Origin of the sequence: Streptomyces sp. NPDC050485, assembly GCF_044458185.1 — a bacterium.
Lineage (GTDB): Bacteria > Actinomycetota > Actinomycetes > Streptomycetales > Streptomycetaceae > Streptomyces.
This window is the reverse complement of the sequence record NZ_JBITHR010000062.1, coordinates 1-10,920: the sequence shown is the minus strand read 5'-3', so window position 1 is coordinate 10,920 and position 10,920 is coordinate 1. Positions and strand designations below refer to the sequence as shown.

The following is a 10,920-nucleotide window of genomic DNA, read 5'->3' as shown; positions in this document are numbered from 1 at the left end:
TGAACTTCCTACGCTTTGGTGTCACGTGCTCTCTCCGCCGTTCCTGACCATGATCCTATCGGGGACCACTGTCCGAGAACTTCGGGGCGGCTCAGTCCTCCAAGGACGTGTAGTCCATGGTGGGCTGGCGTTCCTTGAGGTACTCGACCAGCAGGTCTCGGATCGGCTTGGACTGCGGCCGGTAGCGGTCGACGAGCTGCTCGACCGAGACCTGGCCGGAGGTTCGGTGCAGGAGTCTCAACGACACAGGCGCGTCGGGCGGCAGGTGACCCAAGTCCTTCAGCCAGGAGTAGAACAGGCTCTGTCCGCCCGACGTGGCCCGTTGAGCTCGATGCGCCTCCATATACTCAATGGCGTCTCCGACATTGATGTCGGTCAGGCCCCCGCCCTTGGCGATGACCAGCTTGACCAGCACGTTCTTGGCAAGGATGCCGAGGTGGGAGGACCATGCTTCTGGGCCCACCAACTCCTGAAGGCGGGCAAAGCCCTCAGGGTCACGGTGCCGGGTGATGATGGCACGCAGGTTGGTCGAGGTCCGGGTGAGCTGCCAGTGGAGCGATGGCCGGAGTACGTCGGCGCAGACAAGGGCGAACAGGCCGGTGTTGAGGATGCCGTTCGCATTCGCCGCGTCGTAGCCGACCCAGTCTGCGTTGAGCTTGTTCCACTGTGTCCCGGTCGAGCTCGCCGCGGGAGACGCGTTCCACCGTTGTTGCCAGGTGTCGCCAGGCTGGCCCAGGAGCCAGCGGAGAATGAGTGTTGCGCCCCGGCGCCGGTAGAAGTGGGTGTTCTCGCTCGCGGCCCGAAGCGGAGGCCGGTTCAGCCGGGCGACGACCTCGTCATAGGACTGGCTGGTGGCAGACCAGTCGTCCTCGTAAGGCCGCGGCGGGAACCGTTTCTTGGCGGCCCGGAGAGCCTCGCCGGCGAGTGGCTGAGCGTCTCGGATGGCGGTCGGGGCGTCCAGGGTCTCAGTGCTCGTCACCATGAGTTCCCGAAGAGAGTCTTCAGCGAGTCGGGGTTGTAACCGGGGGCCGGTGGTGCCGGCGGCCGGTCGCGCTGCTCGGTTCGGCGTGCGTGATGGGCGCGGACGCGTTCGATTACCTCGTCCTGACTGGCCGGAAGATAAAGCTGTGTGGTCGTCAGATGTGCGTGACCGAGGACCCATTGGACGTCTGTCAGGGGCATGTTGGGGTCACGGGCGAGTCGGTAGGACGCGGTGTGGCGTAGATCGTGGAGCGTCCAGTTCGAGCCGAGAAGATCGTTGGCCCGGTTGAACATTGCCCGTGCCGCGTCGTAGTTCAGCGGACGCCACGGTCGCCTCAGCGTCCACCACAACGGCAGGTTCTTGCCGTGCGGGACGCCGTCTCGCCGGGCCTCCTCCTGGTAGAGCCGCAGCCAGACGAAGGCGTCGGTTGAGCAGGGAAGCTGCTGGTAGGCCCGGGTTCCCTTCCGGATCACGCCAATCAACTGCTGACCGGGAAGGGCATCACGCTGCCGACTGGTGAGGAGCTCTTCGGCGCGGGCAGCGTTGGAGACCCAGAAGGCCAGCAGGGCGCGGTCCCTGTTGTGGCGGAGGGCCGCGAAGAGCGCATTGAACATCTCGTCGGGGATGCGCCGGGGTGCACGCTTAGGGATGGCCGGCCGGTAGCGGCCAGTCCGCTCTGACTTGAAGGGCTGGTCAGGCTTGTGGTGGGCGTTCGCGCGGCTGCTGCGGCGGGAACGGTCAAGCGGGAACGGGTTGATGATGGGCCCGGTGCCTTCGTCCTGGTGGAAGTCGTAGAACGTGCGCAGCACGGTTTCGCAGTGTGCCCGCGTCCTCGCGGCGTACTGCGGGCCGGGCGAAGCCTTGCCCGTGATGGCGTTCGGCGTGCCAGGGATCTTCTTCCGCGTCGTCCGCGGCTTCGGCGCCGTCTTCTCGGAGTAGCCCGCGTTGCGGTGCCTCCAGTGCAGGCGCTGCGGCTTGTTCGCGATCTGCATCCACCGGGTGAAGTCCCGTGCATCCGCACGAGTTGCCCGGTTCCACTCGATGTCGAGCGCCCACAGGAACCTTCTCTGCACTTTGCAAGTCGGGGTGCCCGCGGTGCCGCTGTAGCAGCTGTAGCAGCTGTGCGACGATCGCACGATGTTGCGCAGCCTTGAGATCACCGCGGTTCTGTCTGGGCTTGAGAAGGTTCATCGTGATCTTTTGTTCTGGAAACCCACGATCCAGCTGAACCTGGATTGCTTCGTCTGCGAGCGGGTCGGACGAACCAACGCGCTGGAGCGGGGGGCCGAGCGGGCCATCTGCTGGAGTGGCAGGAACGAGCAGCACTTCGCCGCAGCTCGGATCGCTGCGTTCGACGTGACAAGCCAGGACGACCGGCTGGCGTTGCGGACTGTGGTGGACTTCTGGTGGGCGCCGTTCAAGGACGCAAAGCGGGGCACCGACGCAACGCCGTTGAGTAATTGGGTTCGCCTGCACTACGGCAACTACTGCCCTCATCAGGAGACGTCGAGCGAAGGTTCGATCCAGACGAACGTTCGGCGGCCCACGAGTGTGTACTGCGGAGGCTGCAAGACGGAGATCGCGGTGGATGCGGAGGTTCCGTCGATTCGGCTGCTGGTCTGAGCCCTGTGCGGGACGGTGGCGCATGCCCACGGGGCTCTTTTCGGCTTCCTCTGCGGGCAGGCATGCCGAGGTCGCCCCGAATCTTGGCAGCGAGATACATCCCCTCATTCTCGCCTTGCCGGTGATCGCGGCGCGATGCCGGGTATGCCGAGGTCGACCGGCGCGACCCTGGCGAGCCGACGGGTCTGGTCTCGCTTCTGGCGCAGGAAGGACAGGGTGAGGTCTATCCCTTCGATCTCACCGAGCCACCCCTCTGCTTCGGCTCGGGCCCGGCGGGCCAGAAGGTCGACCTCAATCTCGTCGAGGCGTGGCAGCATCTTCGGATTGATGTTGATCATGGGGCATCTCAGACAGGCGTGCTCATGCTGGCAAGGTGTCGAATAGGGGCGGGCGCATCCTCCCAGCTCGACTTTGCGCTGGTCGAAGTGCTCCTCGAAGCCGAGCCATTCGGGTTCGGTGACCGGCCGGTACTCGTCGGTTGGCCTGGCCTGGCGGCGCCGGTCGAGAAATCCCTGGTAGTGACGGACGACGTCCTCGTTGAACACGGCGACGTATCCACGAGTCGTTTGAAGATTCAAATGTCCGAGTAGGGCCGCTCCGATGTGGATCGGAAGCCCGCTGTTCACCAGCTCCGTGGCCAGGAGTCGGCGAAAATCGTGCGGTGTGAAGCTGGTCGCAAGGAAACCGGAGTGCTGTTCGGCGAGCTCAACGCAGCGGCGCTTCAGCATGTTGACCACTGTGGTGTCTGACATGACCTCGTGCTTGGTGCCGATCTTGCGTTGGAACAAGAACGGCATGGGTGCGCTGCTCTGCCGTTCCTTCGGGTCGTAACGAGGCAAGAGCGGGATGGTCTGGCCGCCGGTGGTGTGGCGGCGGACGATGGCCGCGACGACGGCGAACAGCTCGGCGGACATGGGGATGACGCGTTCCCGGTCGCTCTTCGAGGGAGCGATCACCAGCAAGGCGATGACCTCGCCGTTGGGCCGTTGGTACTGCCGGATGCTGAGATGGGTGAGTTCCAGGGCCTCCTCTATGCGCACGCCTGAGTGCCGCAGGACCTCAACGATCGCCCACTCCCAGAAGGCGGCGTCCTCGGCATGCGTGACATTGATGTGCTTGCCGCTCTCCAGGTCGAGGACGCGGACGTTCGCCAGCCCTCCGAGCCGGACTCGGCGTTCATCCACCCTGCTCCACAGGCGCTGATAGGTCTGACCCTCCAGCGTGACGGTCTGCCCGCCGGCCATGTCCGCGGCCTGCGCGAGTAGGTCACGGAGGTGGCCGTACCGGTTCTCCAGGTGTTCCAGGAGAGTGTTCAACAGCGGTTGACGTTGCCTGGTGCGGTCGTCCATGCGTTCCTTGACGCGTCGTTTGCGGATCCCATAACCGCGGACCTCTGCGTCGGGGATTGGGCAGGGCGCCACCCAGATCGCCCACTGCTCGGGCTCCGCTGCTGCCCACGCCTGCAGATCGGTGTAGAAGGCGCGCACTGCACGCAGAATGGGGTCGAAGTCGCGCTGCCCCTTGCCGTCCACGCGAATCGCGACCCGGTCCCGCCACCGCTGGTAGAGCTCGCCGTCGATGCGCAGGTCGGGCTGGTCGGGGGCGAGTTGCTCGATGGTCGCCCAGAAGTTGCTGGCCAGGTGGCGGGACAGATTGTCCAGCGTCGAATAGTCCAGTTCGGGCTTGCGTCGTTCCAGGTAGGCGACGAGCAGGTGCCGAACCCCGGTATTGCGGATCTTGTAGCGGTCGACCAGTTCCTTGACCGTCGATCGCCCGTTGAGCAGGGCCGCCTTCAGCGTCGCTGGCCCATGGGAGGGGAAGTGGTCCATCGTGTGGAGCACTTGCCAGGCCAGGTGGCCGGGGAACCGGCTGCCGGCTCCGCGTGCCCCCAGGACCAGTCCTTGACGGCGACACTCCCACGCGTAGTGCAGGAAAGCCTCGGGGGTCAGGTCGGCCAGGGCGATGCCCTGCGTGGTGAGGACGACCGCGATGTCGAACAGCGCGGTCCCGTGGTGAATCGGGTTCACCGGCGTGGCCTGCGTCTCAGCCCAGAACTTCTCCAACAGAGGGTCGTTCTGGGCGGTGAGGAAGCGCTGCCCGTAGTAGAGGAAGGTGTTCGACCGGAATGCCTCCAGTGAGGGCTGGATGATCCGCAGACACAGGAGGCAGGCAGCGCCGGTGCCGATCTGGCTCCTCTCTCTGGGAGCCGATCGCAGGACCGACACGGGGTTGCCGCCCTGGTTGAACCCGCTGGCCTCCCACCGCTCCTGCCAGGTCTCGCCCGGGAACTGGCTCAGGTGCTGCAGGAGGTCCCGGGCGCCGCGGCTCCGGTTCCATCGGTTGTCGGCCGACTTCGTCGGCCAGGTCGTGCGCACCGCCTGCGCGATCTCCCCGACGGAGGCGCGGGTCAGATCACCTTGGGGACGCGGCGGGACCGCAGGGGCAGGGGCAGGTGCGGCGTTCACGCTGACGAAGCGGCTGACGCCCTTCTTGGTCGTCGGCTGGGTCAGGGTGCCGGGTTCAGCCACCGAACACCGCCTTGATGTCCTCCGGGTCGTACCCGGCGGTGAAGGTGCGCTGGGGACGGGGCTTGGTGTAGTGCTCCTGGAGCTTGTCGTGCAGGTCCTCCACACGGGCCGTCAGGTAGCGGCCAGTGGTGTCGAGATGGGCGTGCCGCAAGATCGTCTGCACCTCGGCGAGGGTGAGCCGCTCGTCTCCCGCCATCCTGACCGCCGCCGTATGGCGAGCGTCGTGCAAGGTCCAATTCGTGCCGAGCTTGTCGTTGGCCCGCTGGAGAATGCGGCGTGTCGCCCAATACGTCAACGGGCGCGGATCCCCGCGGCGAGTGCGCCACACCGGTTGGCCCGTGTCGGGCAACCCGTCGGCGGCCAGGTAGCTGCCCAGGTAGCGGAAGGCGTTCGGGGAGGCGGGCACGGGCTGTCGGATCCGGGTGCCCTTGCTGATCACGTATATCAGCTGGCCAGACCAGTCGATGTCGTCCAGCCCGACGCCCAGCAGCTCGCTCGCCCTGGCCCCGGAGGAGACGGAGAACTCCAGGAGTGCGCGGTCACGGTCGCAGCCCATCCCGGCAAACAACTCATCCCACAGATGGTCGGGGATAGATCGCGGGGCCTGCACCGGCACCTTCTGCCGCAGCCGGCCCCGCCGGAACACCTGCGTCGGCTCCAGCGGAGACCGGTGTGCAAGAGCCTGCCGACGCCCGTGCGAGGCCGGCACCGGATTGACCACCGGACCAACGCCGAACCTCGCATGAAAGCCATAGAACCCGCTGACCACGCTGAGGTTGTGGTTGATCGTGCTCGGCGCGTACCCCTCCCGGAGCGATGGCTTGCCGGTCTTCAGATTCACTGACCCCGCAGGCGGAGACGCGCTGTCCCGCTTACGGAGACGCTGCGGGTTGCGCGCTTCCCGCAGCCAGCCAACGAGCGCCGCGACTTCGGCCTCCGTGGCCTTGTCCCAGGAGATCTGCAGGTACTGGAGTAGCCGGTACCACCGCAACAGTCCGAATCCGTAACTCCGGCAGGTCAGCGGGCTGACGTCCCCCAGCATCAGATCTCGCAGGTAGGCACTGACCGGTTCGACCTCGCAACCGTCAGCATCCACTACAACGAACGGAAGGTCGGGCGTCGCCCCCGCGACTACAGCGCCGAGCTCGGGAACCGAGCACTTCCCCTCCATCAGGGCACGTCGCACGTCCTCCACCACACCACACTCCTGAGAAGACCCAGACGATCCGTCTGGGTCACGACTGGGACATGGTGCAGTTAACAGGTCGCCACCAGCGCAGCAGGTCCATGCCATATGACCGGACCGTGGAGGCGGGTTTGTTTTCTGCCTGCAGCTCGGCGAAGAAGAGCCGGACGGGGTCGACGACAGCGCCATCCTGATCGAGCAACTGGTACGGCGCCCACTGATCACTGGTCTCCTGCAGCCGACCTAACTCAGGCAGGACAAACGTCGCCAAGTCCCGTTCGGGGACGTCACCTTGAAGCATCCCGAAAAGCTAGCGGAGAGGCGCGTTGACCTGCAAGAACGCATGAGTTAGTTCGGTTAACGGGCCGCGCACGGTGTCCGTCGGGTGGTGGTGGTCGACTTCCGCGGTCGGCCGGCCGCAGATCGCACACCGAGGATGGGCGGCCAGGACCGCCAGCTTGGCCGCCGTCGTCATCCGGCTGTACGGCCCGATCTCGTTGGACGACATCAGTCCGCCGGCCGCAGCCGGACCAGGCGCACCGCCGGGTGGCGGCCCGTCGTGACCCGTACCTCGGCCACCAGCCCCTGCGCCACCGGCTGTTCGCCGGCCGCGGCCGGCGGGCCGGACGTGGTCTCGCGGGGCAGAAGGCGGCCCGGGACGGCATGGGCGACCTGGGAGGCATGCACTGCATCAAGGCGGGGCGTGGTCACCACCGGCTCGCCGTCCAGGAGAACCCGCACCGCCCGGGGCCGGTGCACCGGTCCGAGGACGGCGAGCACCGGAGCATCCACCGTGTCGTTGCTGCGCCACTTCACCCACGCCCCCCTCAGGCGGGGGCTGTAGGGCGCGTCCCAGCGGCGCGCCACGATTCCCTCGACCCCGAGGGCGGCGAGATCGCGCGCCCAGGTGAGCGCGGTGTCGCGGTCGCTGGTGGCCAGCACTGGCCGCACCGACGTCCCGGTGAGCACCTCGTTCAACAGCTCCCAGCGCTCGGTCAGGGGGAGGGCGCGCACATCGCGGGCGTCGCCGGCAGGGTTGCCGGGATCAGTGAGGGCCAGCACGTCGAAAGCGGTGAGGGAGACCGCGACGCCGTGGGAGCGGCGCCAGGCCGCGGTGCGGGCCAGGGCGGTGAATTCCATCCGGCCGTCCGCGTACGCGGCGCAGATCTCCCCGTCCAGCACCACCCCGGCCGGCAGGGCCCGCAAGGGCTCGGCGAGTTCGGGGAACTCGTTGCCGAACCCCCGGCCGGACCGGGAGTGGAGCAGGACGCCCTCGTTGGTCCGCAGGGTCACGGCACGGTAGCCGTCCAGCTTGACCGTGTACTGCCAACATGGACCTGTGGGGACCTCCGGAACCGGGGTTGGGCGTACGACCGTGATCGGCAGGGGCAGCGGCATTCTCACCCGGCCACCGTGCCCCACCTCGAGGATGGCGACATCGAAGACCTCACCGACGCGCTCACCGTTCTTGAACCAGGCCAGTGGAACCGGGTCCAGGTCCGCGGGATGGAGAGCACGGTGCTGACCATGGCGTGCACGCCATCGACCCCGCCGCGAGCCGTCCCCGGCCGCGCCTCGACTGGAGCCGACAGCCCGGCCAGATGCTCCTCGCCGATCTCCTCGTGCCCGGCGCCGCGCTCCGGGTCACGCTGCGGGTCTTTCCCGTCCCGCCCCCGGCCCGGGCCCGGATGAAACCGGTCGCCGGCGAACAGCGCAGCCCCGCAGGCCGGGGCCCCCTGTGGCCGGGTGGCGCCAGCGTCCCGGCCCGTGGGGCTCGGGTTTTCGTGGGTCTGCCAGGGGATACGCCAATCCTCAGCGACTTTGATCACGGTCAAGTCTTCTCAGTAATCGAAACGAGCGAAATGGTCAGCCATCTTCCGATCGAATTCATCGAGCCGGGCGAGGAAGGGGACGAACGCGCTGGTGGCCTCGGCTGCGGTGATCTGGCCGGTCTGGATTGCGGTGAGTAGCTCCAGCACGGCGGGGAGTTCGACAGCGGCGCCGAAGCCGGGTCTGTCGCGGCGGGGATCGGAGTAGACGGCACCGACGGAACCGGCCACGCGGGGCAGGGTCAGCGGGCCAGCGGTGATGTCGCAGGTGACGCTGTAGGCCATCGGATGCTCCTCCGGAACCAGGCGGTGATGGTGTACGCCGGGGACGTGGGGCGGCAGCGTCAACGGCAACAGCGACCGCCACGCCAGGGCTGGGTGGGGGGTGAGAGCGAGGGTGTTCAGGCGTGTCGATGCCGCTGGGGTGATGCCGCCGAAAGCAGGACACCACGCCAGACAAGCACGTCATGCATGGGCTGGGCAGCGCTTGAAGACCGGTGGGTTCTCAAAGAAGTCCTGCTGGGCGACGTAGACCGCCTCCCAGAGTTCCCGCTCGTACGGGTGGATGATGACGGGCTCTTCAGCGCTCATGCCGCCCTTGGCAATGTCGAAGTACGGAAACCTGTGCCGGGCAGCTGCCACCCGCGGATCCGTCCCCGGCAGAAACGCGACCGAGGAATTCACCCAGACGCGCGCTACCCCCTCGACGTGCCCGTCGAGTGCCAGGAACTCGTGCTCGACCAGCCAGGCCACCTCGGCGCGCAGGTGTTCGGCGCTGACTCCGGCCTCTTCTGCCTTTGCGGCAAAGTGGAGTTGGACCGGCAGGTCGCCTTTCAGCCCGGTGTAGATGATCATGAGAAGCCGCATCGTGTCAGGCCACTGGCCCCGCGAGATCTTGCTGTCGAGCTGGTGTCGACGCAGGAAATCGGCGGCCATAAGGCCCGGACCAGTAGAGATGCCGTAGTCGCATCCGCAGGAACTCATGACCACCAAACAAGCGCGGCCGCACCGCTCACCGGTACCGCCGTTCGTGCGGCTGATCGTAGTGGTTGCGAGTCTCGCTCCTGTGGGCTGGCTCCTTCGGCGCCGAAGGAGCCGATCCCCGGCTCGGCCATCTGCTTCAACTCCAAGTTCAGCGGCCGAGCTGCTGTCGGCACGCGTGCACCACCGACGGGTCCAGACCCGTGGCGCCCAGGAGCAGACCGCCCCGGGGTCGTACGCGGGGCGGTCTGGGCGGCGGCGGGTGCCGGGTGGTGGTCCGGGCACGGTCGTCGCCGTGGGCAGGAGTCGGCACGGGCCGTTACGACGTACGCCGTCCGGGCACGCTCAGGCTGTCCCCGGTGCTGAGCCTTTCTTCCAGACGGGCTTCATTCGCAGCGCTTTCTTCGATGGATCGCCAGCACGGATTTTTCGGAGTTCGGCGGTCTGAGGATGTCGAGAACGTGCCACCGGCTCCGTCCCAGGGACATCAGCGGCTACCACCGGCCGCACGAGGAAGCAGGAGAAACCAGCATGGCGATTCAGCGGATGGACAACGTCGGCATCGTCGTCGAGGACCTGGATGCCGCCATCGCGTTCTTCCTGGAACTCGGTATGGAGCTGGAGGGCAGGGCGGAGGTCGAGGGCCTCGTCGCCGACCAGTGCACCGGACTCGACGGCGTCCGCTGTGACATCGCGATGGTCCGGACCCCGGACGGTCACAGCCGGCTCGAGCTGTCGAAGTACCGCAGCCCGGCGGTGATCAGCGCCGGGCCGCGCAACCGGCCGCACAACATTGTGGGCACGCACCGCGTCATGTTCGCCGTCGACGACATCGAGGACACCGTTGCCCGCCTGCGCCCTCACGGCGCCGAACTCGTCGGTGAGATCGCCCGGTTCGAGGACAGCTATCTGCTCTGCTACCTCCGCGGCCCGGAGGGCATCATCGTCGGACTGGCCGAGGAACTGCGCTGAGAAGGAGGAACCGAACCATGCAGCCGAACGAGATCGTCGAGGTTCTGAACCGCCCGATCAGCCAGGAGCTGCTGGTCCGTGACGTGACCCCTCTTCGTCCGGCCGCGCGCGGTGTGCCCTCCTGGTGACCTGGAAGAGCTGGGGGACAAGATCCGAACCGCGAAGAAGCTCGCCCCGGCCCGGCCCCACCCGGGTGCCCCGAGCACCCCTGCCAGGACCTGCGCCCGCTGCGCGACCCCGGCGCCCTCGATCTCGACGACGAAGACGACGACGAGTAGACAGCCCCCGGAAGCCGGATCGGCCCCGGTGCCGTCCTACGGGGGAGGCGGCACCGGGGCCGGTCAGTTGTCGAGTTCGTGGCGGACGCGTCGGGACGGGCTGAACGTGTACAGGTCGAGGATGTCGGGTGGATCGGCGAGGCCGGGGCCGCCGTTCTTGACCCAGGTGGTGATGTCGGCAGCGGCGCCGGGGCCGTTGACCTGGCCCAACCAGACGGGTCGGCCGCCAGCACTGCGGCCTTCGGCGGAGGGCTGGATGACGATGACGTTGGCGCGCTCGCAGGCGTCGAGGCAGTCGGTACGCCGCACCATCGCCACGCTCGCGAGCGCGGTGCGCAGGTCGGTGAGCTGGGCTTCATGGTCCAGGCGCGGGACCTTGGCCGGGGTGCCGCAGCAGCAGCCCCGGCACACGGTCACGGTGGGCCGGGCCGCCCCCGTCGCTGCCTTCGGATGCTGTTGGTTAATCCGGGGGTTCGCGTGACGTCGGCCTTCAGGACCTGGTTGTGGTCTTGAAGGCCGACGTTGTCGTATGGGGTGTGGG

The 10,920-nt window shown here is 67.4% G+C and carries 11 protein-coding genes; 2 read left to right on the top strand and 9 right to left on the bottom strand.

What is annotated here, in order from left to right; all coding sequences use genetic code 11:
• Positions 1-91: 91 nt before the first annotated feature.
• Positions 92-982: a hypothetical protein gene (locus tag ACIBK6_RS42015; RefSeq protein ID WP_399058712.1), complete on the bottom strand. Its 891-nt coding sequence runs from the start codon at positions 980-982 to the stop codon at positions 92-94.
• Positions 976-1,974, bottom strand: a complete 999-nt coding sequence (locus ACIBK6_RS42010; protein WP_399058710.1) for a tyrosine-type recombinase/integrase — start codon at positions 1,972-1,974, stop codon at positions 976-978. Before ACIBK6_RS42010 ends, ACIBK6_RS42015 begins: the two co-directional genes overlap by 7 nt.
• A 145-nt stretch (positions 1,975-2,119) precedes the next feature.
• Between ACIBK6_RS42010 and ACIBK6_RS42005 the strand changes: the two genes are divergently transcribed.
• Positions 2,120-2,605, top strand: coding sequence for a hypothetical protein (locus ACIBK6_RS42005; RefSeq protein WP_250306619.1), 486 nt, complete (start codon positions 2,120-2,122; stop codon positions 2,603-2,605).
• Between the two features lie 104 nt (positions 2,606-2,709).
• Here the strand turns inward: ACIBK6_RS42005 and ACIBK6_RS42000 are convergent, their stop codons facing one another.
• The 6 genes from ACIBK6_RS42000 to ACIBK6_RS41975 form a co-directional block, all read right to left on the bottom strand.
• Positions 2,710-5,133 (bottom strand): tyrosine-type recombinase/integrase, encoded by a 2,424-nt coding sequence (locus tag ACIBK6_RS42000; protein WP_399058707.1) that lies wholly within the window; start codon positions 5,131-5,133, stop codon positions 2,710-2,712.
• Positions 5,126-6,331 (bottom strand): tyrosine-type recombinase/integrase, encoded by a 1,206-nt coding sequence (locus ACIBK6_RS41995; protein WP_399058705.1) that lies wholly within the window; start codon positions 6,329-6,331, stop codon positions 5,126-5,128. The genes ACIBK6_RS42000 and ACIBK6_RS41995 overlap by 8 nt, the downstream gene beginning before the upstream one ends.
• A 37-nt stretch (positions 6,332-6,368) precedes the next feature.
• The gene (locus ACIBK6_RS41990; protein ID WP_399058703.1) at positions 6,369-6,620 is read right to left on the bottom strand and encodes a hypothetical protein; all 252 of its coding nucleotides are present in this window, start codon (positions 6,618-6,620) and stop codon (positions 6,369-6,371) included.
• A gap of 206 nt (positions 6,621-6,826) precedes the next feature.
• On the bottom strand, positions 6,827-7,717 hold the full coding sequence (locus ACIBK6_RS41985) for an RNA ligase family protein (RefSeq protein ID WP_399058716.1): 891 nt from the start codon (positions 7,715-7,717) through the stop codon (positions 6,827-6,829).
• Positions 7,718-8,160: 443 nt separating this feature from the next.
• On the bottom strand, positions 8,161-8,433 hold the full coding sequence (locus tag ACIBK6_RS41980) for a hypothetical protein (RefSeq protein ID WP_399058701.1): 273 nt from the start codon (positions 8,431-8,433) through the stop codon (positions 8,161-8,163).
• A 180-nt stretch (positions 8,434-8,613) separates the two neighbouring features.
• Positions 8,614-9,003, bottom strand: coding sequence for a hypothetical protein (locus tag ACIBK6_RS41975; protein WP_399058699.1), 390 nt, complete (start codon positions 9,001-9,003; stop codon positions 8,614-8,616).
• A gap of 657 nt (positions 9,004-9,660) precedes the next feature.
• On the opposite strand from ACIBK6_RS41975, the gene ACIBK6_RS41970 reads away from it, so the two are divergent.
• On the top strand, positions 9,661-10,101 hold the full coding sequence (locus tag ACIBK6_RS41970; RefSeq protein WP_399058697.1) for a VOC family protein: 441 nt from the start codon (positions 9,661-9,663) through the stop codon (positions 10,099-10,101).
• A 341-nt stretch (positions 10,102-10,442) separates the two neighbouring features.
• Here the strand turns inward: ACIBK6_RS41970 and ACIBK6_RS41965 are convergent, their stop codons facing one another.
• Positions 10,443-10,844 (bottom strand): (2Fe-2S) ferredoxin domain-containing protein, encoded by a 402-nt coding sequence (locus ACIBK6_RS41965; RefSeq protein ID WP_399058714.1) that lies wholly within the window; start codon positions 10,842-10,844, stop codon positions 10,443-10,445.
• Positions 10,845-10,920: the final 76 nt, after the last annotated feature.

What these genes read in the sequence shown, in the direction of transcription:
- ACIBK6_RS42015 (WP_399058712.1), bottom strand. Translation starts at nt 982, where the DNA reads ATGGTGACGAGCACTGAGACCCTGGACGCCCCGACCGCCATCCGAGAC.
- ACIBK6_RS41975 (WP_399058699.1), bottom strand. Translation starts at nt 9,003, where the DNA reads ATGATCATCTACACCGGGCTGAAAGGCGACCTGCCGGTCCAACTCCAC.
- ACIBK6_RS41970 (WP_399058697.1), top strand. Translation starts at nt 9,661, where the DNA reads ATGGCGATTCAGCGGATGGACAACGTCGGCATCGTCGTCGAGGACCTG.
- ACIBK6_RS41985 (WP_399058716.1), bottom strand. Translation starts at nt 7,717, where the DNA reads ATGCCGCTGCCCCTGCCGATCACGGTCGTACGCCCAACCCCGGTTCCG.
- ACIBK6_RS41980 (WP_399058701.1), bottom strand. Translation starts at nt 8,433, where the DNA reads ATGGCCTACAGCGTCACCTGCGACATCACCGCTGGCCCGCTGACCCTG.
- ACIBK6_RS42010 (WP_399058710.1), bottom strand. Translation starts at nt 1,974, where the DNA reads ATGCAGATCGCGAACAAGCCGCAGCGCCTGCACTGGAGGCACCGCAAC.
- ACIBK6_RS42005 (WP_250306619.1), top strand. Translation starts at nt 2,120, where the DNA reads ATGTTGCGCAGCCTTGAGATCACCGCGGTTCTGTCTGGGCTTGAGAAG.
- ACIBK6_RS41990 (WP_399058703.1), bottom strand. Translation starts at nt 6,620, where the DNA reads ATGCTTCAAGGTGACGTCCCCGAACGGGACTTGGCGACGTTTGTCCTG.